Origin of the sequence: Agromyces ramosus (genome assembly GCF_030817175.1) — a bacterium.
In the GTDB taxonomy this organism is placed as follows: domain Bacteria; phylum Actinomycetota; class Actinomycetes; order Actinomycetales; family Microbacteriaceae; genus Agromyces; species Agromyces ramosus_A.
Window position 1 is genome coordinate 3,888,889 of record NZ_JAUSYY010000001.1, and the last position, 26,596, is coordinate 3,915,484.

General features: G+C 68.5%; 28 protein-coding genes and 1 tRNA gene. 10 read left to right on the forward strand and 19 right to left on the reverse strand.

Features of this window, described 5'->3' with window-relative positions; translation table 11 throughout:
• Positions 1 to 7: 7 nt before the first annotated feature.
• From QFZ26_RS18200 to QFZ26_RS18220, 5 genes are all read right to left on the reverse strand, one after another.
• The gene (locus QFZ26_RS18200) at positions 8 to 1,426 is read right to left on the reverse strand and encodes a hypothetical protein (RefSeq protein WP_307044643.1); all 1,419 of its coding nucleotides are present in this window, start codon (positions 1,424 to 1,426) and stop codon (positions 8 to 10) included.
• 112 nt (positions 1,427 to 1,538) lie between these two features.
• Positions 1,539 to 1,880 carry a helix-turn-helix domain-containing protein gene (locus QFZ26_RS18205; protein WP_307044645.1) on the reverse strand — a complete coding sequence of 114 codons (342 nt, stop codon included), beginning with the start codon at positions 1,878 to 1,880 and terminating at the stop codon, positions 1,539 to 1,541.
• Positions 1,877 to 2,158, reverse strand: a complete 282-nt coding sequence (locus QFZ26_RS18935) for a tyrosine-type recombinase/integrase (RefSeq protein WP_373460740.1) — start codon at positions 2,156 to 2,158, stop codon at positions 1,877 to 1,879. The genes QFZ26_RS18205 and QFZ26_RS18935 overlap by 4 nt, the downstream gene beginning before the upstream one ends.
• 1,218 nt (positions 2,159 to 3,376) lie before the next feature.
• Positions 3,377 to 3,964: a GNAT family N-acetyltransferase gene (locus QFZ26_RS18215; protein ID WP_307044648.1), complete on the reverse strand. Its 588-nt coding sequence runs from the start codon at positions 3,962 to 3,964 to the stop codon at positions 3,377 to 3,379.
• Positions 3,961 to 4,539 (reverse strand): TetR/AcrR family transcriptional regulator, encoded by a 579-nt coding sequence (locus tag QFZ26_RS18220; protein WP_307044650.1) that lies wholly within the window; start codon positions 4,537 to 4,539, stop codon positions 3,961 to 3,963. The genes QFZ26_RS18215 and QFZ26_RS18220 overlap by 4 nt, the downstream gene beginning before the upstream one ends.
• A 185-nt stretch (positions 4,540 to 4,724) precedes the next feature.
• Here QFZ26_RS18220 and QFZ26_RS18225 point away from each other — a divergent pair, with 185 nt between their 5' ends.
• Positions 4,725 to 5,267: a DUF1697 domain-containing protein gene (locus QFZ26_RS18225; protein ID WP_307044652.1), complete on the forward strand. Its 543-nt coding sequence runs from the start codon at positions 4,725 to 4,727 to the stop codon at positions 5,265 to 5,267.
• Positions 5,268 to 5,304: 37 nt separating this feature from the next.
• Here QFZ26_RS18225 and QFZ26_RS18230 read toward each other — a convergent pair whose 3' ends face one another.
• Positions 5,305 to 5,673: a hypothetical protein gene (locus QFZ26_RS18230; protein WP_307044654.1), complete on the reverse strand. Its 369-nt coding sequence runs from the start codon at positions 5,671 to 5,673 to the stop codon at positions 5,305 to 5,307.
• Positions 5,670 to 6,329: a winged helix-turn-helix transcriptional regulator gene (locus QFZ26_RS18235; RefSeq protein ID WP_307044655.1), complete on the reverse strand. Its 660-nt coding sequence runs from the start codon at positions 6,327 to 6,329 to the stop codon at positions 5,670 to 5,672. Before QFZ26_RS18235 ends, QFZ26_RS18230 begins: the two co-directional genes overlap by 4 nt.
• A gap of 214 nt (positions 6,330 to 6,543) precedes the next feature.
• On the opposite strand from QFZ26_RS18235, the gene QFZ26_RS18240 reads away from it, so the two are divergent.
• Positions 6,544 to 7,152 carry an HdeD family acid-resistance protein gene (locus QFZ26_RS18240; RefSeq protein ID WP_307044657.1) on the forward strand — a complete coding sequence of 203 codons (609 nt, stop codon included), beginning with the start codon at positions 6,544 to 6,546 and terminating at the stop codon, positions 7,150 to 7,152.
• A gap of 75 nt (positions 7,153 to 7,227) precedes the next feature.
• Here the strand turns inward: QFZ26_RS18240 and QFZ26_RS18245 are convergent, their stop codons facing one another.
• The gene (locus QFZ26_RS18245; RefSeq protein ID WP_307044659.1) at positions 7,228 to 8,001 is read right to left on the reverse strand and encodes an SDR family oxidoreductase; all 774 of its coding nucleotides are present in this window, start codon (positions 7,999 to 8,001) and stop codon (positions 7,228 to 7,230) included.
• A 132-nt stretch (positions 8,002 to 8,133) separates the two neighbouring features.
• On the opposite strand from QFZ26_RS18245, the gene QFZ26_RS18250 reads away from it, so the two are divergent.
• The 4 genes from QFZ26_RS18250 (at position 8,134) to QFZ26_RS18265 (ending at position 10,764) form a co-directional block, all read left to right on the forward strand.
• The gene (locus tag QFZ26_RS18250; protein ID WP_307044660.1) at positions 8,134 to 8,607 is read left to right on the forward strand and encodes an NfeD family protein; all 474 of its coding nucleotides are present in this window, start codon (positions 8,134 to 8,136) and stop codon (positions 8,605 to 8,607) included.
• The gene (locus tag QFZ26_RS18255) at positions 8,607 to 9,548 is read left to right on the forward strand and encodes an SPFH domain-containing protein (RefSeq protein ID WP_307044662.1); all 942 of its coding nucleotides are present in this window, start codon (positions 8,607 to 8,609) and stop codon (positions 9,546 to 9,548) included. The genes QFZ26_RS18250 and QFZ26_RS18255 overlap by 1 nt, the downstream gene beginning before the upstream one ends.
• Positions 9,549 to 9,558: 10 nt before the next feature.
• Positions 9,559 to 10,314 carry a glycerophosphodiester phosphodiesterase family protein gene (locus tag QFZ26_RS18260; RefSeq protein ID WP_307044664.1) on the forward strand — a complete coding sequence of 252 codons (756 nt, stop codon included), beginning with the start codon at positions 9,559 to 9,561 and terminating at the stop codon, positions 10,312 to 10,314.
• Between the two features lie 84 nt (positions 10,315 to 10,398).
• On the forward strand, positions 10,399 to 10,764 hold the full coding sequence (locus QFZ26_RS18265) for an RNA polymerase-binding protein RbpA (protein WP_307044666.1): 366 nt from the start codon (positions 10,399 to 10,401) through the stop codon (positions 10,762 to 10,764).
• Here the strand turns inward: QFZ26_RS18265 and lnt are convergent.
• From lnt to QFZ26_RS18310, 9 genes are read right to left on the reverse strand one after another with little or no spacing between them, the layout of a single operon-like run.
• Positions 10,761 to 12,308, reverse strand: a complete 1,548-nt coding sequence (lnt, locus tag QFZ26_RS18270; RefSeq protein WP_307044668.1) for an apolipoprotein N-acyltransferase — start codon at positions 12,306 to 12,308, stop codon at positions 10,761 to 10,763. The genes QFZ26_RS18265 and lnt overlap by 4 nt on opposite strands.
• Before the next feature lie 30 nt (positions 12,309 to 12,338).
• Complete coding sequence (locus tag QFZ26_RS18275) at positions 12,339 to 14,765, reverse strand: DEAD/DEAH box helicase (RefSeq protein ID WP_307044670.1); 2,427 nt, start codon at positions 14,763 to 14,765, stop codon at positions 12,339 to 12,341.
• A 9-nt stretch (positions 14,766 to 14,774) separates the two neighbouring features.
• Positions 14,775 to 15,527, reverse strand: a complete 753-nt coding sequence (gene tatC, locus QFZ26_RS18280; protein ID WP_307045152.1) for a twin-arginine translocase subunit TatC — start codon at positions 15,525 to 15,527, stop codon at positions 14,775 to 14,777.
• A gap of 50 nt (positions 15,528 to 15,577) precedes the next feature.
• The gene (gene tatA, locus QFZ26_RS18285) at positions 15,578 to 15,796 is read right to left on the reverse strand and encodes a twin-arginine translocase TatA/TatE family subunit (RefSeq protein ID WP_307044673.1); all 219 of its coding nucleotides are present in this window, start codon (positions 15,794 to 15,796) and stop codon (positions 15,578 to 15,580) included.
• Positions 15,797 to 15,835: 39 nt separating this feature from the next.
• A complete protein-coding gene (locus QFZ26_RS18290) occupies positions 15,836 to 16,855 on the reverse strand; it encodes a helix-turn-helix transcriptional regulator (protein ID WP_307044675.1) in 1,020 nt (339 codons plus the stop codon).
• A complete protein-coding gene (locus tag QFZ26_RS18295) occupies positions 16,855 to 17,880 on the reverse strand; it encodes a helix-turn-helix transcriptional regulator (protein ID WP_307044677.1) in 1,026 nt (341 codons plus the stop codon). The genes QFZ26_RS18290 and QFZ26_RS18295 overlap by 1 nt, the downstream gene beginning before the upstream one ends.
• 49 nt (positions 17,881 to 17,929) lie before the next feature.
• Complete coding sequence (locus QFZ26_RS18300) at positions 17,930 to 18,889, reverse strand: FKBP-type peptidyl-prolyl cis-trans isomerase (protein ID WP_307044678.1); 960 nt, start codon at positions 18,887 to 18,889, stop codon at positions 17,930 to 17,932.
• 40 nt (positions 18,890 to 18,929) lie between these two features.
• Positions 18,930 to 19,967 carry a tRNA (adenine-N1)-methyltransferase gene (locus tag QFZ26_RS18305; RefSeq protein WP_307044680.1) on the reverse strand — a complete coding sequence of 346 codons (1,038 nt, stop codon included), beginning with the start codon at positions 19,965 to 19,967 and terminating at the stop codon, positions 18,930 to 18,932.
• On the reverse strand, positions 19,964 to 20,638 hold the full coding sequence (locus QFZ26_RS18310; protein WP_307044682.1) for an HAD family hydrolase: 675 nt from the start codon (positions 20,636 to 20,638) through the stop codon (positions 19,964 to 19,966). The genes QFZ26_RS18305 and QFZ26_RS18310 overlap by 4 nt, the downstream gene beginning before the upstream one ends.
• A gap of 75 nt (positions 20,639 to 20,713) precedes the next feature.
• On the opposite strand from QFZ26_RS18310, the gene QFZ26_RS18315 reads away from it, so the two are divergent.
• On the forward strand, positions 20,714 to 21,649 hold the full coding sequence (locus QFZ26_RS18315; protein ID WP_307044683.1) for a PAC2 family protein: 936 nt from the start codon (positions 20,714 to 20,716) through the stop codon (positions 21,647 to 21,649).
• 4 nt (positions 21,650 to 21,653) lie between these two features.
• Here the strand turns inward: QFZ26_RS18315 and QFZ26_RS18320 are convergent, their stop codons facing one another.
• Both QFZ26_RS18320 and QFZ26_RS18325 read right to left on the reverse strand, forming a co-directional pair.
• A complete protein-coding gene (locus QFZ26_RS18320; protein ID WP_307044685.1) occupies positions 21,654 to 22,481 on the reverse strand; it encodes an undecaprenyl-diphosphate phosphatase in 828 nt (275 codons plus the stop codon).
• A 48-nt stretch (positions 22,482 to 22,529) separates the two neighbouring features.
• Positions 22,530 to 23,855, reverse strand: a complete 1,326-nt coding sequence (locus QFZ26_RS18325; RefSeq protein WP_307044687.1) for a M20/M25/M40 family metallo-hydrolase — start codon at positions 23,853 to 23,855, stop codon at positions 22,530 to 22,532.
• A gap of 114 nt (positions 23,856 to 23,969) precedes the next feature.
• Between QFZ26_RS18325 and QFZ26_RS18330 the strand changes: the two genes are divergently transcribed.
• From QFZ26_RS18330 to QFZ26_RS18340, 3 genes are all read left to right on the forward strand, one after another.
• Positions 23,970 to 24,053: transfer RNA gene (locus tag QFZ26_RS18330), tRNA-Leu, on the forward strand.
• A 247-nt stretch (positions 24,054 to 24,300) separates the two neighbouring features.
• Complete coding sequence (locus QFZ26_RS18335; protein WP_307044689.1) at positions 24,301 to 25,014, forward strand: hypothetical protein; 714 nt, start codon at positions 24,301 to 24,303, stop codon at positions 25,012 to 25,014.
• Positions 25,011 to 26,555 (forward strand): DNA polymerase Y family protein, encoded by a 1,545-nt coding sequence (locus QFZ26_RS18340; protein ID WP_307044691.1) that lies wholly within the window; start codon positions 25,011 to 25,013, stop codon positions 26,553 to 26,555. Before QFZ26_RS18335 ends, QFZ26_RS18340 begins: the two co-directional genes overlap by 4 nt.
• Positions 26,556 to 26,596 lie beyond the last annotated feature (41 nt).

A 26,596-nucleotide genomic window follows, 5' to 3' on the forward strand; every position in this document is an offset into this window, starting at 1 on the left:
CAACGTCTCATGACGGGTGAAGCCGGTGCTTCGCATCGACATAGCGGGCCATGTGTGAGCCGGCACGTTCGGCGCGCTGTGCGAGTGTCTTGGGGGAGTAGCCCAGCAGGTCGGACAGGGACTTCACGTCGATGAGCGCGGTGAGTTGCTTCAGGGTCGTGTTTCGCGTCCGTTGTGGATCGATGCCGAGCGTGGCGAGCCGCTGCTGAAGGGTGGGGACGGAGATATGTTGGCCCGCTCTGTACCCGGGAAAGAGCCAGTCGGTACCGGTGTTCGTCGTCAGGCCCTCTCTGTCGTCAAGCTGCCGCCAGAACAACGGCGTGAGTAGTTCGGGGATCTCGCTAGGATTCGCGCCGAGCCGGATGAGCATGACCTCGGGTCGAAGCTCGATCTGTTCGATGGTGAGCCTGACGATGCGGGTGAGCGGTGTTGCCCACAGGAGATGGATGAGCGCGGCGACCCTGGTGCTGACTGCGACCTGATTGAACTCGATGGCATTTCGGATGGCTTGGATGCGTTGGGTCTGTGTGAGGGTCGGCAATGTGATTGCTCGGCGTGGGGGCACGTAGAGCTTTCGTGAGCCGCCGCGGCCGCGGGCGAACCATCCGATGAAGTGCTTGATGTGGAAGCGGGTGGTGACGGCGTCGTCGAGGTATGCGTCGATGTCCTCTTGACAAAAGGTCGTGACGGTTCGGCGGCGGTCCTGCTCCACCCAGACCAGGAACTTGCCCGCTTCGGTGATCTGTTGACGTGCGTTGCGGCAAGCGATATCCATGTTCGCGACGCCGACGCGACCGCGTAGTCGATTCAGGTGGTGCCAGCGCGCGTACTGCTCGAGGATTGATGCCACCTCGGCGTGCGGCTGCAGTTCGCGAAGTCTGGCATCAACCCAGGATTCGAAGATCGCCAGATATCGGTCGGTGGGGGCCACCATCAGCCGATTGTGGATAAGGATCTCGCGCATGTGGTCGACGGCGTGCGAGCGCGGGAGCGCGTCGAAGGCGTCGGGCGTCAGGTCGAGCTCGCGATCGCCGATCATCCGGAGGAGCTCCTTCGCCCTGACCCCGCGCATCCAGGTGTAGATGCTCTCCGGTCGTTGGGATTCGACAAGTGCTTGGATCAGCCTCTTGATGCGAAGGTCCGGGGGAGTGGCGGGCTTGAGGAGTTTGGTGAGGTCGTCCTCGACGACGCAGCGCGCACAGTTGCCCTTGCGGAATCGTTCGGCCTCAACGCCACATTTCTTGCACGTCATGTCGGTGGTGATTCTGGCGCAGTCTCGACAGATCGGCTTGCCTCGCTCGTCCCGACCTGGCAGAAGACGTTGATCACCACAACCCGGGCAGACCCCGTACGTGTGGGTCGCCTCGGTGAAGCAGATCCCGCAGATTGCGCCGTCGGGCCAGTGGACGCGGACCTTCGCGCTCATGCGTCCGCAGCGGTCGCAGCGCTTGTCGCCTTCGCTTCGTGGTCTGCCTCTCGGGTTCGACGGCTCCAGCGAGTTGAGTGTGGCAGGCCGCACACGGCCGTGCTCGCGGGGCCTAGGCATCGTCCCGGGTGATTCGCGCGCGAACGGGCCGATAGTTTCGCAGGTCCGGCACACCGGGGTCGCCGTTCGCGACGCGCTTCTGTCGAACCGTTCGGGCATCCGTTGCCGTGAACGTGACCAGGTCGCTGACTTCGCAATGCAGGATGTCGCACAGAGCGACCAGGACCTTGAACGCGATCCGTTCGGGGTCCTGCGCCACGAGGCGATAGACCTGCGACGCCGACAGTGTGATGCCCCGTTCGCGGAGCGGTTCCACGAGCCGGGTGCTGCTCGTTATGTGCTGTCTGGCCATGAGCTCACGAATGCGCCACTGATAGTCGATCTCGCGTCTCACGATGCGCCTCGTTTCTTTTTGCGATTCGGCGGAAGCGGTGGCCGTGGGGGAAGCTTCAGTTTCCTCTTCGGAATCGCCACCGCGTTACTGGTCGATTCGAGTGTTTCGCGATGCACTCGAGCGAGCTCCGCGATCTGGAAATCGGCCGCCGGCAGGGTGTAGATCGATGTTGTCGCCGCGTGTTCGTGGCCGAGCTGCATCTGGATGAACTTGATGTCGTACCTGTAGGCCGTAAGGAGATGCGTGGCGTACGACCGACGGAGCGAGTGGAAATCCAACCTGCGGGGAATCCGAGCTCCTCCACGCAGTCGCTGACTCGCCGCCAGAGGTGACTCGCAGACACGACGCCGCCGGTATTCGTGGGGAAGAGGTCTGAAACGGGGTCGCCGTAGCGGGGGAGTACGTTGTTCGTCCAGTCCTCAGCGACCTCGGCAGCCCACTGCCAGACGGTGAGCACATTCCTCGGCTTGAACACCTGGCCGGCCGTGGCTTTGCCGAAGCGTACGTGCAGGTTGCCGAAATCGCCGAAGTAGGGTGTACGCGCATTCGCGGAGAAATCCACGATCTGGAGCCGACGAGCCTCGGTAACGCGAAGGCCCCAGGCATATGCGATCTTGCACGCCGACGCATCCCGCAGCACCGTCAGCGCGCCGCTCCGGCCTGACTCGAGCACACGCACGTACTCGAGGTCCAACAAGTCGAAGAGCTGCTGGATCTCCTTCTCGGTGAAGGCGCGCTTCTCGGGACGGCTCTCGTTGGTCTGGGAGTGCGTGATTCGGTTGAACTCATTCACGACCTGTGAGAAGACCTGGCCGAACAGCTGAGCGGATCGCAGGCTCCACTCGTATGCAGGGCTCGTCGCGAACTCGCAAAAGCCCTCGACCATGCCTTGATATGCGCGAACGGTCGAGTGCGCCAGTCCGCGAACCGAGCGAAGGTGGTCGAACCACTCGGTTGCGTCTCCGACGTTCCACTCCCAGGGGAACTTGCCCGCTGAGTCGCAGAGGCGGACCACCACGGAGCGGCTCGTCCGAACGTAGTCAGCCTTGACTCCACGGGACCGCATAGCAGCGCCCCAAGCGTCCAGAACCTCCTCAAGGAACGCATCAGGATCCGGCCCAACGCCCGGGACGGCCAGAAACGACAGCCTCCCGCCGCCGTTCGACCCCGCCATATCCATCACCACCTTGCCTGCAAATATTGCAGGATTCCTGCAGGACTTGCAATGGACCAGATGGAAACGCCTGATCAGACCACGGATCAGCCGGGCGCGTAGTCGGTGCAAACTCGTGTCCACGAGGCGAACGGCATCTGGAGTGCTGCAGGGAAATTCCCTGATCAGTTGTATTTTCGTCGGCCCACAAGGGGATTACCCGGGTTTGATAATCCTGCAATTCCTGCAAGTTGTGGATTTACGTTCGGACATAATGTGCATTATCGGCGCGATGGATCTGACGATCTGCGACGGCTTTACCACCACACGGCATCCATACGAATCACGCCCGCCTGAGCCCCATCGACACGTAGCTGGAGAAGCCTGCTCGCTTCGCGAACCTGATCGGCCGCCGCAGCGTCTCGATGAACCCGAGCTTCGTGTAGAGCGCAAGTGCCGGGACGTTCGTGTCCTTGATGTCGCGCAGCACGAACTCGTCGTATGGCAGTTCCAGGAGATCGCGCATGAGCGCGGTCGCCACGCCCTGGCCCTGATACTGCGGCGCGGTCGTGACGAAGCCGATCTCTGCGAGGCCATCGCGCGCCCCGTCATCAGCGCCCATGAACTGGCTTCGGATGATGCGGTCGGTGATGAAGCCGTGCACCGTGCCGAGCACGCGCTGGAGCTCGCGCCGATCGGGGGCGAAGCATTCCTGCGTTCCCTGGGTCACGACCGCCACAGCGGCGGGTTCGCCGTCCACCAGCGCGACATGGAAGCGTTCGAGGACGATCATGTGCTCGAATGCCTCCGACAGCTCCTGTGGATCCTGGGAGAAGTACGCGAAGTCCTCGGCGAACCCGCGCACGAGCACGTCAGTGACCCCGCGCCGATACGGCTCGCCGAGCTCGTCGGCACGCGTGATCTCGATCATCGCTCGGCTCCCCCGGTGAGAATGCGCAGTATCAGGTCGACGTCGGGCTCGGCGAGCTCGTCGTTCAGGGCATGGCGCATCGTCGTGATGCCCGAGAGCAGCGCGAAGTAGTACGCGGTCATCCGGTCTGGGTCTCCGCCGACGAACCGCCCTTCGACCTGACCTCGCCGAACGAGTGCAGCGAACGCCTTCCAGAGCGTCTGTTGCGTCACTGCAAGCCGGCGAGCCGTTCCGGCAGGTGCATCAGTCGTGAAGCCCTGGTTGATGACCATGAAGAACTCTGCCGCGCCATCCTCTCCGGCGAGATCGGAAAGATACACCTCGGTGAAGCCGCCGATCAGGTCGCTTGGATCCCCACCGCTCGACAACTGTGTCGCCGCGGCACTGAGCCCCGTCGATGCCTGCTCGAGCAGTTCATCGAAGAGATCCTCCTTGCTCGCATAGTGCCGGTAGACCGATCCCACGCTGATGCCCGCTTCGTCGGCGATCTGCCGGATGTTCGCGGCAGCGAACCCATGTCGCGCGAAGACGCGGACGCCCGCTGTTTCGATCGCCGAGCGAGTGGCTGCTCTCATGGCCTCGTTCTGCGTTGCCGTGCGCGGCATTCGTTCCGCCTTTCAAATGAACCTATGTTCATTATATTACACCTCGCCCCCTGTCCCCCGCTGATCGGCCATCCGATCGACCGCCGTGTCGGCGGTCCGTGAGAGCGTGCCGATATGGCAAGGATCCGGCGCGTCGAGCGAACGTCGAGCACGTGATGGCGTCATCAGTCGCGTTGCTTCGCGGCATCAACGTGGGCGGCAAGAACCTGATCAGCATGCCCGACCTTGCTGCGTGCTTCCACGATGCCGGATACCGCGATGCTCGCACCTACATTCAGAGCGGCAACGTCCTCTTCACGGCGACTCCCCCGACAGGGCCGAAGCTCGAAGATACGGTCGAGCGAATGCTCGAAGCGCGATTCGAGATCCCGATCCTCGTCGTGGTCCGGTCGCGTGACGAACTGGCTGCCACGGTCGCCGCGGCGCCCGCCGATCACGGTTCCGAGGCGCTGCGCAGTGACGTCTACTTCCTGAAGCATCCGCTCACCGCCGAGGAGGCGTACGCGAAGCTGCCGGAACTGCGCGAGGGTGTCGATTCGGTGGCGCGCGGGCCTGGTGCGATCTACTTCTCGCGCGTCGCGGCACAGGCGTCGAAGACCCGGATCACCCGTCTCATGAGCATGCCGATCTTCCGGCAGATGACGGTGCGCAACTGGCGAACGACCACGCGCCTTCTCGAGTTGCTCGACGACGACTGACCTCGCCGCCGCCAGGCGCAGTCTCGGAGGTCGACCGCTACCGCCCTCGCGTGCGCGCCGGCTTCGTTGCCGTCGCTCGGACGTACACGAGGGATTCCTTCGCCAACGGCAGCCACGTCGTCAGCGTCGCCTCGATGTCGTCGCCGGCGGGCACCACGACCCACTCACGCATCGTTCGCGTGCCCATCGTGACGGGCTCCACGGCGCCCGCCTCAAGGAGCTCCGATGCGCGGGCGCGCGGGAGTTTCACGATGAGTCCGCCGTCATGTCCGAGGAAGGCGACGATCTTGTCGCCGGTCCGGATGCCGGGACTCCTGAACATGGTGCCGATCGTGATCGGTCCGTCGTTCTCGAGCGCACTGGCGATCTCGTGGAGCACTTCAAGACCGGGGGTCGAGGAGGTCATGCGCGTGCCCCGATCGACCTGGACGGCATCCCACCGACGACTCGACGCACCACATCGACATCGCCCGTGATCATGCCGGCAGCGTCTGCGGCAGCGATCGACAACTGTCCGGTGAAGAGCTCGACGAGGGCGCCGGGCTCGCCGTCGACGATCGCGTCGGGTGCCATGGCTGGTGTACTCGAGGTGATCTCGATTGCGCCCGCGTCTGCGATGATGTCGCAGCCGTCGGACGCGTTGCCGACGCGCACCACCTGGGCCGCGGCGCTGGGGTCGTTGTCACGGCAGAGCCCGCGGAGCGGTATCAGGAGCCAGTGCGGCCGGAACGACTCATCCGGCATCGGGGGGCTCATCAGCGGAGCGCCCCACTTCACGAGTTCGCGAACGACCGCTTCGAGTGCAGCTCCTCGCGCGGTCAGTGCGAACACCGTCGCGTTCGCCGGCCGAGGCAACTCCACCCGCGCGACGAGGTCGACGCGTTCCATCTCCTTGAGTCGCGCTGCAAGCAGGTTGGTCGCGATGCCCGGCAATCCCCGCCGCAGGTCGGCATACCGCGAAGGCCCGAGCGTGAGCAGTTCGCGGACGATCAGCAGCGTCCAGCGGTCGCCCACCAAGTCGAGCCCCCGCGCCATCGCGCAGTACTGCCCATACGTCCGCATGCCACGATCTTACCCGTGCACTTGACATTCGCCATCGATCACTTGAGAAACTCAAGCTCGGTGGACCCGACCATTGCCCCCTCCCCCGGCGTGCCGGCCTCACCGATTCGTCACCCAACGACACGCAGCGACGCGCGCATTCACATCCGACGCTCAGGTGGCGCAGAGGAATAGCCTGACCCTGCACGGTATCCGCCGTCGGAAAGGACACGCCATGTCTACGCCGCAGACCTCCGGGGTCTTCGCATCCTTCTCCCTCGACGCCTCCGACCTCTCGAAGGCATCGATCAACACGATTCGCGCGACGCTCGGCATCAGCGGTGTGATCTCGCTCATCATCGGCCTGCTGATCGTCTTCGCTCCGGAGAAGACCGCCCAGGTGCTGGTGGTCTTCCTCGCCATCTACTTCGTGATCGCCGGCATCGCCTATCTCGGTCTCGGCATCTTCTCGAAGGGGATCTCCGGCGGGGCGAGAGCCCTCGATATCGTCCTCGGCCTGCTGTTCCTCGTGGGCGGCATCATCGCCTTCGCGAACCTGCAGGCGACCACGGAGTTCCTCGCCGTGTTCCTCGGCGTGCTCATCGGCATCCTGTGGATCATCGAGGGCATCGTGGCGCTCGCGCAGCTCGGTGACGCACCGTCGAAGGGCTGGGCGATCTTCTTCGGCCTCCTCGGCATCGTCGCCGGCATCGTCGTGCTGTTCTCTCCGCTGTGGGGCGCCGCAGTGCTCTTCATCATCGCGGGCATCAGCCTGATCGTGCTCGGCATCGTGCAGATCGTTCGGGCGTTCACGTTCGGCCGCGGGGTCACCGCGGCGGCCTAGCCACCGGTAACGACAGAGGCCGGCCGGGGGCGGGTGCCCCGGCCGGCCTCGTTCGTGCCTCGGCGATCAGCCGGCTCAGGCGTTGGACTCGCGCACGAACCCCGACGTGTCGCCGACGTAGCGTGTGTGGTCGGCCGGAACGGGCTCGACCGCGGCCGCGGCGACCTCGGCCGCGAACTCCGCGACGTTGAAGAGCCGACCCGCATCCTGCTTTCGGGCTTCGATCGCCCCCGGGTTCGCCCGCTCGAGCAGGGTCGCGGTGATGGTGCCTTCGATCATGTCGCCCGAGACCACCACGAACTCGAACCCGGATGCCTCGAGTTCGGCGATCTTCGAGCGCAGCGCGTCTTCGCCGGCTCGCTTGGAGAGCGCGACGGGCTCGTATTCGGGCATGGTCGGCGTTGTGCGGATGAAGTGCGCCTGGTGGCTCGTGACGAAGACGATGCGGGCGCCGGGCGCGAGGTGCGGCAGTGCGCCCTCGACGACATTGACCTGCGCATCGCGGTTCAGCCGCATCGCGTAGTCGTCGCCCATGCCGGACTCCATGCCGCCCGACGCATTGAGCACGAGGATGTCGATGGGACCGAGCTCGGCGGCGGCGCGTTCGAACATCGCCGCCACGGATGCCACGTCGGTGAGGTCTGCGCCCACGGCGATCGCCGTGCCGCCGCCTGCGACGATCTCGGCCACGACCTTCTCGGCGCGAGGGGCCTTGCTTCGGTAGTTCACGACGACCGAGGCACCGGCGCCCGCGAGATAGCGCACGGTGTCGGCGCCGATGCCACGGGAGGATCCGGTCACGAGTGCGACGCGGCCATCGAGCGAGCCTGGTGCGAGCGGGTTGGTCACGGGTGAGACTCCTCGGAGATTCGGATGCCGCGTCTCGAGGCGCGCGGCGGATGCCGAACCGAGACTATCAACTCGCCCGGCCGTGGCTCCGTCCTGATAGTTTCGAGAGCGGGGCGCGGCGAAGGAGAGCGAATGGATGTACTGACCCAGTACGCGTGGATCGTGTGGCTCGTACTAATCCTGGCGTTCGCGACGATCGAGGTGTTCACGCTCGAGATGACGTTCCTGATGCTCGCGCTCGGCAGCGTTGCCGGCTTGCTGTCCGGCCTCTTCGGCATCCCGTGGTGGGCGCAGTTCATCATCGGCGCGATCGTGTCGGTCGCGCTCATCCTCCTCCTGCGGCCGTCGCTGCTCCGGATGCTCCGACGCGGCGGTGACCCGACCCGCAGCAATATCGACGCGCTCATCGGCGCCGACGGGGCAGTGGTGCGCACGGTGAACGCCGGTGGCGGCCAGGTGCGCCTCCAGAACGGCGAGGTCTGGACAGCGCGCCTCTCCCCCATCACCGAACAGACTGATGTCGCCGTCGGCGAGCGAGTGCTCGTGACGGGCATCGATGGCGCGACCGCCGTGGTCGTGCCGGTAGAGAGGAGCGCTGGGGCCTGATGGACATCGAGGTTTCCACCATCGTCGGCGTGATCGTCGTCGCCGCGATCGTCATCTTCGTGATCGTCGTGCTGGCGAAGTCGATCCGCATCATCCCGCAGGCGTACTCGGGCATCGTCGAGCGGCTGGGCCGCTACCACAAGACGCTCGCCCCCGGCCTGAACATCCTGATCCCGTTCATCGATCGGCTTCGGCCCCTCGTCGACATGCGCGAGACGGTCGTCTCCTTCCCGCCGCAGCCGGTCATCACCGAAGACAACCTCGTCGTCTCGATCGACACGGTCGTGTACTTCCAGGTGACCGATGCCCGGGCGGCGACCTACGAGATCGCGAACTACATCGGCGCCGTCGAGCAATTGACCACGACCACGCTTCGCAACGTGGTCGGCGGCCTGAACCTCGAAGAAGCGCTCACCTCGCGTGACAACATCAACGGGCAGTTGCGCGTCGTGCTCGACGAGGCCACCGGCAAATGGGGCATCCGTGTCGGCCGGGTCGAGCTGAAGGCGATCGACCCGCCGCACTCCATTCAAGACTCCATGGAGAAGCAGATGCGCGCCGAACGTGACCGTCGTGCGCTGATCCTCACGGCCGAGGGCACGAAGCAGTCGGCGATCCTCACGGCCGAGGGCGCCCGTCAGGCGGCGATCCTCGAGGCCGAGGGTGACGCGAAGGCCGCCGTGCTGCGCGCCCAGGGCGAGGCCGAGGCGATCCTCACGGTGTTCGACGCCATCCACAAGGGCGACCCCGACCCCAAGCTCCTCGGCTACCAGTACCTCCAGATGCTTCCGCAGATCGCGCAGGGCCAGGCCAACAAGCTCTGGATCGTGCCGAGCGAGCTGACCGAGGCGCTGAAGGGCATCGGCAAGGCGTTCACCCCGCAGCCGGGCTCGGCACCGTCGGGCACCGAGGCTGCGACGCCACCGCAGCAGCAGGGCTGACGCGGGCGTCGTGCAGACCGGATACTTCGAGCCGAGCCGCCCGCGCGTACTCGCGCATCGCGGCCTCGCCCTCGAGGCGCCCGAGAACACGCTGCTGGCCTTCGCGAAGGCGGTGGGCATCGGATGCCGCTACATCGAGACCGACGTGCACGTCAGTCGCGACGGCATCGCGGTCGTCGCGCACGATCCGTCGCTCGAACGTGTAGCGAACCGCGATGTCGCGGTCGGCAAGCTCACGATGGCTGAGCTCCGGCGCATCGACCTCGGTCACGGGCAGGCGTTCTGCGCCCTCGACGAAGCGCTCGACGCATTTCCCGAGACCCGGTTCAATATCGACGTCAAGGTCGAGGGCGCCGTCGACGCCGCAGTCGCCGCGGTGTCGAGGGCGAGCGCGACGGCCCGGGTCCTGCTCACGAGCTTCTCCGACCGACGGCGGCTCCGGCTCGCGGCACTCCTGCCCGGTGTGGCGACGTCGACGGGAAGCGCGGGCGTGGTCCGCGCCCGGCTCGCGGGGTTCACCGGATCGGGGCAACTCCTGACGCGGGTGCTCCGCGGAGCCCACGCGATGCAGATCCCCGAGCGGGCCGGCCCGCTCCGGCTCGTGACGGCGGCGTTCGTCGACGCCGCGCATCGGGTGGGCGCGGAGGTGCACGTCTGGACCGTGAACGAGGCATCCGACATGCGACGACTCCTCGACCTCGGCGTCGACGGCCTCGTGACCGACCGTGCTGATGTCGCACTTCCCCTCACCGCCGCTCCAAACTGAGAATTCCCCGGCAATTGATCAGCCAGTGGCAAGGGTTTGCCCAGCTTGATCGTTTATACATAGAGACGATCGAGAGGAGTCGCCATGGCGGACCGGAGCCTTCGGGGCATGCGAATCGGTGCCCAGAGCCTGCAGAGTGAAGACGGCGTGATCTTCGCCGACCGTGCGGACTACACCTATCGCTGCGAGACATGCGGCCGCGAGACGGTGATGACGTTCTCGACCGAGGCAGAACTGCCCGAGATGTGGGAATGCCGTCACTGCGGTGCATCCGCGACCCTGCTCGTCGACTCGAAGCCGGTCGTCATCGACCGCTCGGGCGAGAAGGTCGCACGCACGCACTGGGACATGCTGCTCGAGCGTCGTACCCGTGCTGAGCTCGAGGAACTGCTCGAAGAGCGCCTCAGCTACCTGCGCGCACGTCGCGGTCAGCAGAAGATCGGCGCCTAGCCCGCCTCGGCAGTACGCGCGACCGAACGCCTGCGGGCGAGCACGCCCGCGAGGATGAGGCCGAACAGCGCCCCAAGCACGACAAGGAGCGGCACCGCTCCGCCGAACACGACGGACGGTGTCGCTCCGTCGCGCAATTCGACGTCGGTGACCATGGATCCGGCCGTTCCTGCCGCGAGACCGTCGACCGTGCGTCCGGTCGGATCGATCACCTGGCTCGCGCCGACCGTCGAGATGTTCACCACCGAGCGTCCGGTCTCGATGGCGCGCAGGCGCGCGATCGCGAGCTGCTGCTCGTTCTCGTCGGTGCCCCGGAAATCGGCGTTGTTCGTCTGGAACATGTAGAGCTGCGCCCCCTCACGGGCGCCCTCCCAGATCAGTTCGTCGTAGATCACGTCGAAGCAGATGGCGAGTCCAGTTGTGGCTCCGCCCAGGTCGAACACCGGCGCGTTCGTGCCCGGCGTGTAGCCGCGCTGGATCAACCCGATGAGGTCGGGCGCCAGCATGTTCCAGAACCACCGATCGGGGATGTATTCGCCGAACGGCACCGGGTTGCGCTTGTCGAAGGTGTCGACCGCGCCCTCGCCGGCACGCCAGAGCATCGACGTGTTGAAGAAGAGCTCGTCGCTCGTCGTCACCGTGTTGAGTACGAGCGGGGCATCGAACTGCTCGCTCAGCGAATCGAAGATCTCGGCCGTCTCCGCGCTGCGGGTCGGATCGATGTCGGAACCGCCTTCAGGCCACAACAGCACGTCGATGCCCGACTCGTCGACGATCTTCTCCGTCTCGTCGAGTTGGGCGGCGAGCACCTCGCCCGGCCTGCGCTCATCGAAATAGCCGGCCGGCCCGTTGCCCTGCACGCTCGCGACCCTGAGCTCGCCCGTGGTCGCGGTGGGCCACGCCGGCAGGAGGATCGCGACGAGCAGCAGGGTCGCGACGGGAATCGCGGAGCGGAGGTCTTGCCAGCCGCGCAGCCGTACCCACTCGATGACGCCGGCGACGATCGCGACCATCATGAAACCGAGGCCGGTCGAGCCGACCCACGAGACCACCTCGGCGAACGGACTCTGCGACTGGCTGAGCGCGGCTCGCCCCCATGGGAAGCCGCCATAGGGAATCGTGCCGTTGGCCGCTTCGCGAAGGCACCAGAGCCCGGCCACGAGGAGCGGGAGCCAGACGAGCCGTGCCCAGCGCGAGGCACTCGCACGTGGCACCCAGCGGTACGCGAGTGCGATCAGCACCGCACCGGCTGCGACGAAGAGCGATTCGAGCACCGAGAGGGCCAGCCACGGCACCGGACCCAGGTATCTCGACGTCCACGAGACGTGCGGCAGGTAGAACGAGAGCCCGAAGACGAGGCCCACGAGCAACGCGGACCATGTCGTGCGCCCGATCAGGCTGATGAGCGCGAGGGCGATGCCGACGAACGCGAGCGGCCAGACGCTCGCGCCGGGGAAGCCGAGGTCGTAGACGACCCCACCCGCCACGGCGACGAGCAGTGCGACCCACAACGGTAGAAGCGGTCGGGTCAGCGGCTCGGGCACCAGATCAGCCTAAGCGACGGGCGCGAGCGCTCACGCAACGGTGCCGTACGCCACGACCCCACGCCGCACGGCGTCGATCGCCGCACGCGCGGTCGCCCCGACCTCGGCATCGGCGACGATCGAGATCTGATCGAGCAGGTCGACGACCTGCTTGGCGAGCCGCACGAAATCGCCGGCCGCGAGCTCGGTGTCGCTGAGCACCGTGCCGAGCCCCGCACCACGGGCCCAGGAGTACATCGCCGAGGCCATCGCCGGTGACGGCTGCTCGCTGCCGGCGAGGCGATGCTCGCGTTCCAGGTCGTCGAGTCCGCTCCACACATCGGTCGTGCGCTCGAACGCCTCACGGAAGCCACCGCGCGGCAGCTTGAACTCCACGCCGCGGTCGTCGCGCCTCGGCTCGTAGACGAGCGCCGCCGCCATCGCGGCGAGGCCTGCGACATCCAGACCGTCCCAGAGACCCTGCCGGAGCGACTCGGCGACCAGCAGGTCGCGCTCGCCGTAGATGCGCTTCAGGATGCGTCCCGCCGCAGTCGAGACGAGGGCGCCGTGTTCGTCGCGCTCGAGGTAGCCGAGCACCTGCAGCACCTCGGCGACGCGGTCGAACCTCTTCGCCACCTGGCCCGTGCGCGTGCGGATCTGGCGCGACAGCTGGTCGTGCTCCTGCTTCAGTCGCCACCAGCGCTCGGCCCAGCGCGCATGCTGCTCGCGCTCGGCGCACCCGTGGCACGGATGCGCGCGCATGGCCTTGCGGGCGCTCACGAGCTCGCGTTGCATGCGCTCTCGCTGCGCGTGGGTGGGGTTGCCCTTCGACGACTGGCGCTCGAGCTCGCCGATGCGTCTGCGGAGGCCGGCATACTCGCCGAAGTCGCCGAGGTGGCAGCGCATCGCCTCCTCGTAGCCGGTCATCGACTCCTCCTGCTTGCGCAGCGTGCGAGCGAGGTCGACGACGGCCCGGTCGGCCTGGAACTGGGCGAACGACAGCTCGAGGATCTGGCGGGTGCGATCGCGCCCGAACTGGTCGATGAGGTTCACCGCCATGTTGTAGGTGGGCTTGAAGCTCGAGTTCAACGGATAGCTGCGGCGCGAGGCGAGCGACGCGACGGCTTCGGGGTCGAGCCCGTCGACCCACTGGATCACGGAGTGGCCCTCGACGTCGATGCCCCGCCGCCCCGCGCGGCCGGTCAGCTGGGTGTACTCCCCCGGGGTGATGGGCACCCGCGCCTCACCGTTGAACTTCTCGAGCTTCTCGAGCACCACCGATCGGGCCGGCATGTTCACCCCGAGCGCGAGCGTCTCGGTGGCGAACACCACCTTCAGCAGCTTCAACTGGAAGAGCTCCTCGACGATCTCCTTGAACGCCGGCAGCATGCCCGCGTGGTGCGCGGCGACCCCGCGCTCGAGCCCCTCGAGCCATTCCCAGTAGCCGAGCACCGCGAGGTCCTCATCGCGGAGCATCTGTGCTCGTGCCTCGACGATCGCCCGGATCTCGTCGCGTTCGGATGCCTCGGTGAGCCGCACCCCGGCATGCAGCACCTGCCGCACCGCCTGGTCGCATCCGACACGGGAGAAGACGAAGAAGATCGCGGGCAGGAGGTGCTTGCCCTGGAGCAGCGCGACCACCTCGGGGCGATCGGCGCGGCCGGGCCCCTGTTGGTGGAACCTGCCGCGGTCGCCGCCGCGGCGACCGCGCTCGGAACGCCCGCTGATCGACCTCCCGCCCGCGCGCGCGAGCCGCTGCAGCTCGGGGTTCACGCGGTGGGTCGCTGCCTGTCCTGATGAGTCGAACAGGTCGACGAGCTTCGCCTTCACCAGCACGTGCTGCTCGAGCGGAACCGGACGCTCCTCGGACACGATCACGTCGGTGTCGCCGCGCACCGCCTGCAGCCAGTCGCCGAACTCCTCGGCGTTGGACACCGTGGCGCTCAGTGAGACGAGGCGCACCGCCTCGGGCAGGTGGATGATGACCTCCTCCCAGACGGCTCCCCGGAAGCGGTCGGCGAGGTAGTGCACCTCGTCCATGACGACGTACGCGAGCCGGTCGAGGAGCGGCGAGTCGGCGTAGAGCATGTTGCGCAGCACTTCGGTCGTCATGACGACGATGCGCGCGCTCGAGTTGATGTTCGTGTCGCCCGTGAGGAGGCCGACGGCGTCGGCGCCCCAGACGTCGACGAACTCCTGGAACTTCTGGTTCGACAACGCCTTGATCGGGGTGGTGTAGAACACCTTCGCGCCAGGCTCGTTCATCGCGAGAAATACCGCGAATTCGGCGACGACGGTCTTGCCGGCGCCGGTCGGTGCGGCGACGAGCACGCTCCGGCCCTCGTCGAGCGCCGCGCACGAGGCGCGCTGGAACGGGTCGAGGTCGAATCGGAGTCCGGCGGCGAACTCGGCGAGCCGAGGCTGCCGGCGTTGTTGGCGCGAGAGCGCGTAGCGCTCGGCCGGCGAGAGGCTCTTCACACCCCCAGCCTAGACAGGCTCCCCGAACTCGAGGCGGTTGCGGCGTTCGACACGGCGATCATGCAGCTTCGCGATGAACCAGGCGAGGAAGTACAGCGCGATCATCGGGATCGCGAGCATGAACATCGAGACGACGTCGGCCGACGGTGTGGCGATCGCCGTGAAGAGCACGATCACGAGGATCGCGATGCGCCAGGACTTGATGATCGCCGCAGCGCTGATCACTCCAGCGAAATTCAGCAGCACGATGAAGACCGGCACGACGAACGCGACGCCGATCGCGACGACGAGCTTCAGGACGAAGTCGATGTACTCCTTGGCCGTGAGCAGCGACAGCGCGTCTCCGGGCACGAAGCCCACCATGAGCTTGACGATGTTCGGCAGCACGAACCAGCCGGCCGCGCAACCCGCGAAGAACAGCGGGATCGCCGTCGCGAAGAACGCGAAGGTGAAGCGCCGCTCGCGGTGGCTCAATCCGGGCACGAGGAAGGCGAAGATCTGGTACAGCCAGACCGGACTCGAGATGACGAGGCCGATCGTGAACGCGATCTGCAGCCGCAGATCGAAGGCGCTCGAGATGGTCGGGAACACGATGGCCGTGTCGGTGCCCTGCGCTTCGGCAACGTCTTGCACCGGCTGCTGGATGGCCTCCCACACGAAGAGATCGGTGAGCACCCAGCCGGCGACCATGCCGACGACGATCGCGATCGCCGAGATGAAGAGACGCTTGCGGAGCTCGATCAGGTGCTGACCGAGCGACATCCGCTTCTCGCGGTTCTTCTCGCCGCGATCTTTCACCGCGGTCATCGGGGTCAGGCGCTCTTGCCGGGGCCCGGCTCGTCGGCCTTCGGCACGTCATCACCGGGCGCGGCAGTGTCGCCGTCGCCCTTGTCGGAGCGCACCTCGGTCTTCAGGATCTTCATCGACTGCCCGAGGCTGCGGGCGAGGGCGGGGAGTTTGGGAGCGCCGAAGAGCAGGAGGATGACCACGAGGATGATCAGCGCGTGCCAGCCGGTGAAGCCTTGCCACATAGGTGTTCGTCCGTTTCCTGGGGGGATGGTGTCGACAGTCTACCCGTCGGCGCTGACGCCACGTTCGTCATCGACGACGGATGCCTCGTCGTCGCCATATCCGGCGAGCCCGGCCGCGGCCCACTCGGCGACCACGGCGCGCGCCTCGGCGGGCGCGACGACCGTCACGAGCCCGGGCAGCCCGGCGATGAGCCGCTTCAACCCGTGCACGTGTGCGAGCCGGAGCGTGACGCGCAGGCGACCATCGACTTCGACGGCGCTCGAGTCGGCGAGGTAGTCGGCGAGCAGGGTCAGGGTCTCGGGCGCCACGTCGACGACGACATCGAGGTCGGATTCCGAGCTCTGGAAGAGCGTGTCGGGCACGTCGCGGTCGGCGTGCTCGTCGATGGGCACCTGGGAGACGACGAGCTCGCTCATGCGGTCGACGCGGAAGTTGCGGACGTCTTCGCGCGTGTGGCAGTAGGCCTGCAGGTACCAGTCGGCGTCCTGCGAGAGGATCCGAAGCGGATCGACACGTCGCCGCCCCGACTGGCCGAGCGCGTTGCGGTAGTCGAACTCGAGCTGGCGGCCATCGGTGACCGCTTGGCGGATGCGTGCGAGCGAGGCGTCGGCCGCGGTCTCGGCGACGGCGAGGCGGCTCGGCGCCGACGACGCGCCCGCGGTGAGCTTGGCCATCAACGAGGCGAGCGACGCGCTGCCGGCACTCTCCGGCGACGCTGAGAGGTACTGCAGGCCGGCGATCAGCGCCGCCGCCTCGCGTGCCGAGAGCCGCGGCGCATCGTCGATCGCCACGTGGTGGACGATGACGATGACGTCGTCGTCCTCGAAGGAGTCCCAGTCGATGTCGAAGAGGTCGTTCGGCTGGTAGGTGCCCGTTTCGCCCGGCAGGCCGGAGGTCGCGATGAGGCGCACCGCGTCGCGGATCTCCTCTTCGGTCATGCCGAAGTGCGTAGCAGCCTCGGCCACGTCGACGACGCGCTGCTCGAGGAGGTACGGCACGAACGACAGCAGGAAGACGAGCTTGTCTGGTGCCTTCAGGGGCTTCGGTCGCTTCGCCATCAGCTGGCCTCCGGGGAGTGATCGCGGTGCGCCGCGGCGACCGCGGCGAGCCGGTCGCGCACCGCGCTGCGGAGGGAGGCGGGCGAGAGCACCCGCACCTCGGGACCGTACGCGGCCAGTTCGTCGGCGAACACCGCGGCATCCGTGTAGTGCAGTCGGATGACACCCGCGTCTTCGTCGCCCTCGATGGCACGCTTGCCGAGCCGCACCTCGGCGTCGCTGCCCGCGGTGACGGCGAGGTCGGCGACATTGCGCTCGCGAAGCTCGTTGAGCTCGGCGATGATGCGGTCTTGGATGCCGAGCGGCGGGGCGTCGAAGCTCGACCCGGGCACTGTGGTGACCGTGCCGATGATGCGCGAGAGCAGGAACGTGCGTGGCTCGTCGACGTCGAGGTCGTGCGCGTGCAGGTGCCACCGGCCCTCGTGCAGGACCACGGCGAGCGGATTCACCGTGCGCAGCCGCGGCTCGCGCTCGCCCGGCTTGAAGTAGCGGAACCGCACCGTCTGCCGGCGGTCGAGGGCCTGCCGGAGCGGCTCGAACGCGGCATCCCGCACCCGCAGGCGCGGCGCGTAGCCGATGACCGGCTCGCGCGGCTCGATGCCGAGCGAACGGAGCTTCGTGAGCGCGCGCTGGGAGTCGGCCGACAGCGACGCCTCGCGCCACACCTCTGCCGCCAGCCCGAGGAGCGCGAGCTCGTCGGGCGTGAAGCGCACCTCGTCGGGCAGGTCGTACTGGCCCTTCGGGATGCGGTAGCGCAGCGCCTGGTTGTCGCCCGGACGGTCTGGCGACTCCACGGTCTCGAGCGGAATTCCGAGCTCGCGGATGTCGTCTTTGTCGCGCTCGAACTGGCGCTCGAGGTTCGCGTTCTGACCCCCGGTGTCGTACCGCTCGGCGTAACCGCGCACCGTTGAGAGGATCTCGGCCTTCAGGAGACCGGTCTCGGTGGCGAGCAACGCCAGCACGAGGCTGAAGAGTCGATCCTCGACGGGGATCTTCAGCTCGCCCTTGCCCGCTCCACCAGCCACACGTGCGATCATACTGAACCGCGGGCGGCCCACCGCCGCCGCCGCGGGATCAGACCACGCCCAGGATGTCGATCACGAAGAACAGGGTCGAGTTCGCGGGGACCTGGGCGTTGCCCTGGTCGCCGTACCCCTCGGAGGGCGGCACGATGACCCCGACCTGCGAGCCGACCGTCTGGCCGATGAGGGCGTCGGCGAAGCCGGGGATGACCTTTGCACCCTCGCCCGTGCTCACCGCGAGAATGCGAGGGCCGGGTTGCTGGTTGCCCTCCTCGGCCGTTTCCCAGCTCGAGTCGAACACGGTGTTGTCATCCCAGAGGACGCCCGTGTAGTGCACGACCACGCGGTCACCGTCTTCGACGACCGGACCGGCACCCTCTTTCAGGAGTTCGACCTCGACGTGCTCGGGCGGGTCGGACTTCGGTACGGTGATGCCCGGGCGCCCGTCAGGTGCGAGCACGACGGCCGGGAAGCCGTCTCGACTCAGGCGCACGGCGCCCTCGGCACGGGACGGGAACGTGCGCTGCACGTCGAGCACGAAGACGAGGCTGTCACCGGGCTCGATGCCGAGCGGCGTATTGCCCTCGTCGCCGAACGCATCTTCGGCGGGGACGACGACCGCGACGCGCGAACCCTCGCGGGCGCACGTCAGGCCCTTACGGAGGCCGGGGAGGGTGCCGGCGGTGACGGCGAGCGGCACCGGGTCCTTCTTGAAGCCGGCCACCTGGAGCTCTTCACCCGAGGTGCCGTTGTAGACGGCGAGGCCGACAAGCGCCTGCTGCCCCTCGACGAGCAGCTCGCCCTCACCGGCGATGATCTCGGTGCACTGCGTCTCTTCGGGTGCGAGCGGGCTCGGGAACTCGACGCGCGGCGCCTCGCCGAAGTCGCCCTTCACGACGACCGCCTCGGACGACCGGCCGGCACCGGCCTCGGGGGCGGGCGCTGCGGCGCAACCGGAGAGCACGACGGCGACGAGGCCGGCTGAGGCGATGAGCGCGAGAGACGAGCGCACTGGTTCTCGATTCTTCGATGGGTCGGGAGGCGTAGAAAGCCTACCCGCCGTGGGCGGTGGAGGACGTGTCGGGGGCCTCGGCCCCGGGCTCGTCGCCAGTGGCACGGGAGCGCGCGGCCGCGGCATCCGCTGCCCGAACCCGCTTGCGCAGGCTCTTGTCGCTGACCGAGCGCTCGCCGAGCGCGCCGGGGGTCCAGGCCTCGAAGTCGTCGTCGCTGAACTCGGTCTTCGAGGGGCGCCGCTTGAGCTCGGGGAGCACGGTGCCCGGCGCGAGCCGTCGGGCGGTGATGAGGAATCCCGTGTGCGCGATCATGCGGTGGTCGGGTCGCACGGCGAGCCCCTGCACGTGCCAGCCGCGCACCATCGTCTCTGAGGACGCGGGCTCGGTGTACTCCCCCGTCGCGCGGATCGCCTCGGCGACCCGCGAGAGCTGGGTGGCCGTGGCGATGTAGCAGAGCAGCACGCCGCCGGGCTTCAGCGCCGTCGAGACGGCGTCGAGGCACTCCCACGGCGCGAGCATGTCGAGCACGACCCGGTCGACGGATGCCTCGTCGACCGTCTCGGGAAGCGCCTCCGCGAGATCGCCGAGCGTGATCGACCAGTTCTCGGGGTCGGCGCCGTGGAACGTCGCCACGTTGGCCCGGGCGACGCTCGCGAAGTCGTCACGGCGTTCGAAGGAGAAGAGGTGGCCGTCGGGACCGATCGCGCGGAGCAGCCAGAGCGAGAGCGCTCCGGAGCCGACGCCCGCCTCGACGACGCGCGCGCCCGGGAAGACATCTGCCTGCGCGAGGATCTGGGCCGCGTCCTTCGGGTAGACGATCGCCGCACCGCGCGGCATCGACATGACGAAGTCGGTCAGCAGCGGCCGCAGTGCGAGGTACTCGATGCCGACCTGGTTGGCGACGACGGAGCCGTCGGGCAGGCCGATGAGGTCGTCGTGGGCGATCAGGCCCTTGTGCGAGTGGAAGTGCGCTCCCGGCTGGAGCGTGATCGTGTGCATGCGGCCCTTCGGGCCGGTCAGCTGAACCCGGTCGCCGACGCGGAACGGACCGCTCTGCTCGCCCCTGCTCGTGGTCATGCGGTCGCCTCGCGAACGGCCAGGAGCGCCGAGACATCGGCCACCGTCACGCCCTCGAGGGTCGGCCACAGCACCGTCGACGGCGCCTCGTCGAGCGCGAGGAAGTTCGGCACGCCCACCGCGACGGCGCCCGACGCGAACGCCGACGTGAGGCCGGCGGGCGAGTCCTCGATGGCGACGCACTCGGTGATGTCGACGCCGAGCTGCGCGGCCGCGGTGAGGTAGGGCTCGGGGTGGGGCTTGGCCCGCTCGACCACGTCGCCGGTGACCACCACATCGAACGCATGGAAGGGGATCGCGGCGATCACGTCGTCGGCCATGGCGCGGATCGACATCGTCACGAGGGCACAGGGCACGGATGCCGCGCGTAACGCCTCGAGCAGCTCCTTCGCCCCGGGTCGCCACGGCACGCCGTGCTCGTCGAGCTGTTCGCGCACCCGGGCCGTGAGGCGCGCGACGATGGCGTCGGCGTCGAGCGCGACGCCCTTCGCCTGGAAGACGGCGGCGGCCTCCCACAGGCCGCTGCCGACGAGCTGGAGCGCGTCGTCGTGGGTCCAGGCACCTCCGAAGGACTCGACGAGCTCCTCTTCAGCCGCCATCCAATAGCGTTCGGTGTCGACGAGGGTGCCGTCCATGTCCCAGAGGACTGCGGCGGGGAGGCGAGTGGTCACAACCCGCAAGTCTACGGGCACGGCCTATTGTGGAGGTGAACCCGGAGATCCGGGGCGGGAAGCGGGGCACCAGGAGTGAATCAGCCGGCCGGTTTCGAGGGCGGAAGGCTGCTCGTCGTCGCATTCGAAGGATGGAACGATGCCGGCGAGGCGGCGACCGGGGCGGCCAAGCTGCTCGTCGAGCGACTCGGCCTCGTCGAGATCGCGGCGGTCGATCCCGAGCTGTACTTCGACTACCAGTTCACCCGGCCGACGATCGTCGTGGGTGACGACGGCGCGCGCCGGCTCGAATGGCCCGGCGCGTCCATCCTCGGGCCGAGCGGCGTGCCCGTCGACGACGACGAGGTCACCGGTCCCGGCGCGGCGAAGCTGCACGTGCTGATCGGGGCCGAGCCCGCCCGCAGCTGGAAGGGCTTCGCGGCCGAGCTCATCGACGCGGCGCTCACCGCCGACATCGACGCCATCGTGCTCCTCGGGGCGATGCTCGCCGACGCGCCGCACACACGGCCGCTCGCCGTCTTCGCCTCGAGCGAGAACCCCGAGGTGCGCGCCGCGCTCGGCGTCGACCGTTCGAACTACGAGGGTCCGGTGGGCATCCTCAGCGTGCTCGCCGACCAGGCCGAGCGCGTCGGCATCCCCACGGTCTCGCTGTGGGCCTCGGTCCCGCACTACGTGCACAACGCCCCGTCACCGAAGGCGGTGCTCGCGCTGCTCGGCAAGCTCGAAGAGCTCACGGGCCTCTCGATCCCCCGCGGGAGCCTCGAGGTCGACGCGAAGGCGTGGGAGGCGGGCGTCGACGCCCTCGCCTCCGACGACGAGGAGATGGCCGGCTACATCGCCCAACTCGAGCAGGCACGCGACGCCGTCGACGCGCCCGAGGCGAGCGGTGAGGCCATCGCGCAGGAGTTCGAGCGCTATCTCCGCCGTCGCGGTGAGGGCCCAGAGGGTCGGGCCGACGGCCGCGGCGACGGACCGCGCGACGAGCCGTGGCGGCCCCGCGACGGCGCCTGAGCGGTCAGGGCTGGATGGCTCCCGTGCCGAGCATGACGAAGAGGAACCCGCCGAGCGCGATGCGATAGATCACGAACGGCAGGAAGCTGCGCTTCGAGATGTAGTTCATGAAGAACGCGATGACGAGGATCGCGACGACGAACGCGAGGAGCGTCGCGGCGGCCGTCTCGATCGGGCCGTAGACCGATGGCTCGCCCCAGCTCTTGAACAGCTGGTAGAAGCCCGAGCCGAACACCGCCGGGATCGCCAGCAGGAAGGCATAGCGGGCCGCGGCAGCACGCTCGTAGCCGAGGAAGAGCCCCATCGTGATCGTGCCGCCTGAGCGTGAGACGCCCGGAATCAGGGAGAGCGACTGCGCGAGGCCGAAGTAGAGGCCGTGCGGCACGGTGAGCTGGTCGAGCCTGCGCCTCTTCGCGCCCGCCCAGTCGGCCAGTCCCAGCACGATGCCGAACACCACGAGCATCGTCGCGACGATCCACAGCGACCGGAGCGTCGTCTCGATCTCATCCTGGAAGAGGATGCCGAGCACGACGATCGGGACCGAGCCGACGATGATCAGCCAGCCCATGCGGGCGTCGGGGTCGTTGCGCGGCACGCGCCCGGTGAACGACCAGAACCAGTGCGAGACGATGCGCACGATGTCGCGCCAGAAGAAGACGACCACGGCGGTCTCGGTGCCGAGCTGGGTGATCGCCGTGAACGCCGCTCCGGGGTCTTCGGCGCCGGGGAGGAACTCCCCCAGGATTCGCAGGTGGGCACTCGAGGAGATCGGGAGGAACTCCGTGAGGCCCTGGACGAGGCCGAGGATGAGCGCTTCGAACACGTGGTGCATCTGCCTTCCGCCTCCGCGGAAGCCGGAGGAACCGAGACCGGTCTTTGGTCAGTAGTCGAGGAGCAGGTCGCGGAGGACTTGCCTACCGAAGACTAGTGCGTCGAGCGGCACCCGCTCATCGACCCCGTGGAACATCGCGGGGAAGTCCAAGCCTTCTGGCAGCTTGAGCGGGGCGAAGCCGTAGCCCGCGATGCCGAGGCGGCTGAGCGCCTTGTTGTCGGTGCCGCCCGACAGCAGGTACGGGAAGACGGGTACGCCAGGATCGTGGGTGCCGAGCGACCGCTTCACGGCATCGACGAGGGTGCCCGACGTGGGGCTCTCGAGGCCGACGTCGCGGTGCACGATCTCGATCTCGATCTCGTCGCCGATCAGGGCGCGCACCTCGGCGAGCACGGCGTCCTCCTCGCCGGGCAGCGTGCGGATGTCGATGAGCGCCTCGGCGTGGTCGGGGATCACGTTGTGCTTGTAGCCGGCCTCGAGCAGGGTCGGGTTCGACGTGGTACGAAGGGTCGCCGTGATGAAGCCCGAGGCGGAGCCGGTGGCCAGGGCGAGCTCGTCGGGAGAAACCTGCTCTGGGTCGACGCCGAGCACGCCCGCGATCTCGCCGAGGAGCTCCCGGGTGGTGTCGGTGAGACGGATCGGCCACTGGGTGCGGCCGAGCGTGGCGACGGCCTCGGCGAGCTTCGTGATCGCGTTGTCGCGGACGAGCCTCGAGCCGTGCGCGGCGACGCCGCGAGCGATCAGCCGGATCCAGATGAGCGACTTCTCTCCCGTCTGCAGCAGGTACGCACGGCGCCCGCCGACGGTGATCGAGTAGCCGCCGACCTCGCTGATCGCCTCGGTGGCGCCCGCGAACAGCTCGGGGTGGTGGTCGACGAGCCAGCTCGATCCGACACCGCCGCCGGCCTCCTCGTCGGCGAAGAAGGCGACGACGAGGTCGCGCTCGGGCTGCGTGCCGGCGCCGAGGATGTCGCCGAGCGCGGCGAGCATCATCGCGTCCATGTCCTTCATGTCGACCGCACCGCGACCCCAGAGCATGCCGTCGCGCACCTCGCCGGCGAACGGGTCGACGCTCCAGTTCCGGGCATCGGCCGGCACCACGTCGAGATGTCCGTGCACGACGAGCGCGGGCTTGTCGGGGTTCTTTCCGGGCACGCGGGCCACGACGCTCGTGCGTCGCGGTTCGGGCTCGAAGAGCCTCGGCTCGAGACCCAGCGCCGCCAGGTGCGCCTCGACGTATTCGGCGGCGTCGCGCTCGCCGTTGGCGCGCCCACCGCCGTAGTTCGAGGTGTCGAACCGGATGAGATCCCGCGCGATGATCGCCGTCTCGTCGAGGTCGGGGGTCGGGTGCGCTCGTGCGGGTGACTCGGCCATGGGTTTCACCGTAGCCGGGGCATCCGTCGATGGCCACCGCGTGCGGAAGCGCCCCGGAATCCGTGCTAATGTCTTCTCTCGGGCCACCGAGCGATCGGAACAGGCCCGACACGAGCGCGGGTGGCGGAAATGGCAGACGCGCTAGCTTGAGGTGCTAGTGCCCTAACGGGCGTGGGGGTTCAAGTCCCCCCTCGCGCACTTGTGTGAAGAAGGCCGGATCATTCTGATCCGGCCTTCTTGCGTTTCTCCCCCAGCCGATTCCGCGTGGCGCGTGCCGCGCCATGAAGCCGCGCTTCGTGGCGCCTGCGCTCGGTGTCGATCGCGGGACATCCGATGACCTTTCTGCGGTCATCCGACGTCTGTGTTCCCTCCCGAGGAGGATCTGGACAGTCGGCATGCCCGGCTTGCTTCATTCGAACATGTGTTCGAAACTGGACGAGTGACCATGACCGCTCCCCTCGCCGCCCCGGCCGGGCCCTCGCGTGTCGAAGAGCTCCAGGCGCGCATCCGCGGCATGCAGGCGACCCGGCTCGAGTCGAAGGCCGTGCCGACGCACCCGGCGTTCGAGGGGGTGCTGCCGGGGGGCACGCTCCGAGAGGGCACGGTCGTCACGGTCGAGGGGTCGACCACGCTGCTCATGGCTCTCCTCGCCGGGCCGTCCGCGAGCGGGCGATGGGTCGCGGTCGCGGGGCTGCCCGACTTCGGCGTCGAGGCCGCCGCGCGATTCGGCATCGCGCTCGACCGGCTCGTGCTCGTGCCCGATCCCGGGCGGCAATGGCTCACCGTGGTCGCGGCGCTCGCCGATGTCATCCCCGTCGTCGCGGTGCGTCCGACCGGCCGCATCGCAGCGGCCGAGGCCTCACGGCTGGCGGCACGGCTCCGGCAGCGCGGCACGGTGCTCCTCGTCGCGGGCGACTGGCCGGGCAGCGATGCGAGCCTCGGCATCGAGGCGAGCCAGTGGCAGGGGCTCGAACGCGGGCACGGGCACCTCAGTGAACGCGAGGTGGTCGTGAGCGTCGGCGGGCGCGCAGAACCCGGCCGCCGCGCGCGGTCCCGGCTTCGCCTGCCCGGCCGGTCCCTCGAGTTCGCCGCGGCCGAGCCCGGGGCACCCCGCGACCCGGTGCGCCTCGACGAGTACGAACGACGGGCCACCGGATGACTTCCGAACCGACCCGCACCATCGTGCTCTGGTGCCCCGACTGGCCGGTCTTCGCGGCCTGCCGCGAGGCGGGGCTCGACCCCACGGCGGCGGTCGCACTGACCCAGTCCGGGCTCATCTTCGCCTGTTCGGCCGCTGCACGCCGCGATGGCGTCGCGCGCGGGCTGAAGCTCCGCGAGGCGCAGTACCGCTCCCCCACCATCACCCTGCTCGACTACGACGCCGCGCTCGACGTGCGCGTCTTCGAGCCCGTCGTGCGCCGGGTCGAAGAGACCGTGCCGGGCGTGCAGCTCATCCGCCCCGGCACGCTCGCCATGCGGGCACGCGGTCCGGCGCGCTACTACGGCGGCGAGGATGCCGCGGCCAGGGCGCTGCTCGACACCGTCGCCGAGCTCGGGGTCCCCGGCGCCAGGGTCGGCGTCGCCGACGGGCCGTTCGCGGCCGAGCAGGCGGCGCGGGGGGCCGGGCAGTCGTCCGTCGGCATCATCGCCCCCGGGGCATCCGCCGCGTTCATCGCACCCCTGCCCGTCGCGCTCGTAGTCGACCCCCGCACCACCACGCTGCTGAACCGGCTCGGAGTGCGCACGCTCGGCGAGTTCGCCGCGCTGCCCGAAGCCGACGTGCGGCGACGATTCGGCGCCGCGGGCGCCTTCGCGCACGACCGTGCGGCGGGGCGCGAGCAGGCGCGGGTCCTCGCGCGCACGCCGCCGCCCGAGTTCGAGGTGCAGCAGGAGTTCGAACCGCCGCTCGATCGCATCGACCAGCTCGCCTTCGCGATCCGGGTGCGTGCCGACGAGTTCATCGAGCGCATGCGGGCGGTCAGGCTCGTGTGCACCGGCATCCGCGTCGAGCTCGACGACGAGCGCGGCGGGCACTCGAGCCGCAGCTGGCTGCATCCGCGCTGGTTCACCCCGGCCGACGTGGTCGACCGGGTGCGATGGCAGTTGCAGGGCGCCGGCACCGCCGACAGCGGACTCGCCTCGCCGATCGTGCGTCTCCGCATCGTGCCCGAACGCGTCGACTCGACGGGCAACCACGAAGAGGGACTCTGGGGCGGCGGACCCGACGAACGGGTGCATCACGGACTCACCCGCGTGCAGAGCATGCTCGGGCATGACGGGGTCGTGACCGCCGCGATCGGCGGCGGCCGCATGCTCGCCGACCGGCAGGTGCTCGTGCCGTGGGGCGACCGGGCTCCCGAGCGCACCGGCGACGCCCCATGGCCCGGGAGCCTGCCCACCCTCGCGCCCGCGAGCGTCTTCCGTGAGCGGTTGCCGATCGGCCTCATCGACGCGAGCGGCTCCCCCGTCGCGATCGACGGGCGGGGCGCGATCTCGGCGACGCCCGAACGGTTCGCGGTCGCGGGTGGCGCCGCCGCCCCCGTGCGGGCCTGGGCGGGCCCATGGCCCGTTGTCGAGCGCTGGTGGGACCCTGAGCACGCCAAGCGCGTGCACCGCTTCCAGATCGTCGACGACGACGGCTGCGCGTGGCTCCTCGTGCGCGACGACGAGGGCTGGTGGGCCGAGGCGAGGTACGACTGACGCGGGGTGGCGTGTGGAACTGACCGAATCGATGGGTGGTG

Excerpts from the sequence above, each read along its gene's own strand:
- QFZ26_RS18200 (WP_307044643.1), bottom strand. The coding sequence starts at position 1,426 with ATGAGCGCGAAGGTCCGCGTCCACTGGCCCGACGGCGCAATCTGCGGG.
- QFZ26_RS18215 (WP_307044648.1), bottom strand. The coding sequence starts at position 3,964 with ATGATCGAGATCACGCGTGCCGACGAGCTCGGCGAGCCGTATCGGCGC.
- QFZ26_RS18220 (WP_307044650.1), bottom strand. The coding sequence starts at position 4,539 with ATGAGAGCAGCCACTCGCTCGGCGATCGAAACAGCGGGCGTCCGCGTC.
- QFZ26_RS18225 (WP_307044652.1), top strand. The coding sequence starts at position 4,725 with ATGGCGTCATCAGTCGCGTTGCTTCGCGGCATCAACGTGGGCGGCAAG.
- QFZ26_RS18230 (WP_307044654.1), bottom strand. The coding sequence starts at position 5,673 with ATGACCTCCTCGACCCCCGGTCTTGAAGTGCTCCACGAGATCGCCAGT.
- QFZ26_RS18235 (WP_307044655.1), bottom strand. The coding sequence starts at position 6,329 with ATGCGGACGTATGGGCAGTACTGCGCGATGGCGCGGGGGCTCGACTTG.
- QFZ26_RS18240 (WP_307044657.1), top strand. The coding sequence starts at position 6,544 with ATGTCTACGCCGCAGACCTCCGGGGTCTTCGCATCCTTCTCCCTCGAC.
- QFZ26_RS18250 (WP_307044660.1), top strand. The coding sequence starts at position 8,134 with ATGGATGTACTGACCCAGTACGCGTGGATCGTGTGGCTCGTACTAATC.
- QFZ26_RS18255 (WP_307044662.1), top strand. The coding sequence starts at position 8,607 with ATGGACATCGAGGTTTCCACCATCGTCGGCGTGATCGTCGTCGCCGCG.
- QFZ26_RS18265 (WP_307044666.1), top strand. The coding sequence starts at position 10,399 with ATGGCGGACCGGAGCCTTCGGGGCATGCGAATCGGTGCCCAGAGCCTG.
- tatC (WP_307045152.1), bottom strand. The coding sequence starts at position 15,527 with ATGTCGCTCGGTCAGCACCTGATCGAGCTCCGCAAGCGTCTCTTCATC.
- tatA (WP_307044673.1), bottom strand. The coding sequence starts at position 15,796 with ATGTGGCAAGGCTTCACCGGCTGGCACGCGCTGATCATCCTCGTGGTC.
- QFZ26_RS18290 (WP_307044675.1), bottom strand. The coding sequence starts at position 16,855 with ATGGCGAAGCGACCGAAGCCCCTGAAGGCACCAGACAAGCTCGTCTTC.
- QFZ26_RS18305 (WP_307044680.1), bottom strand. The coding sequence starts at position 19,967 with ATGACCACGAGCAGGGGCGAGCAGAGCGGTCCGTTCCGCGTCGGCGAC.
- QFZ26_RS18320 (WP_307044685.1), bottom strand. The coding sequence starts at position 22,481 with ATGCACCACGTGTTCGAAGCGCTCATCCTCGGCCTCGTCCAGGGCCTC.
- QFZ26_RS18325 (WP_307044687.1), bottom strand. The coding sequence starts at position 23,855 with ATGGCCGAGTCACCCGCACGAGCGCACCCGACCCCCGACCTCGACGAG.
- QFZ26_RS18335 (WP_307044689.1), top strand. The coding sequence starts at position 24,301 with ATGACCGCTCCCCTCGCCGCCCCGGCCGGGCCCTCGCGTGTCGAAGAG.
- QFZ26_RS18340 (WP_307044691.1), top strand. The coding sequence starts at position 25,011 with ATGACTTCCGAACCGACCCGCACCATCGTGCTCTGGTGCCCCGACTGG.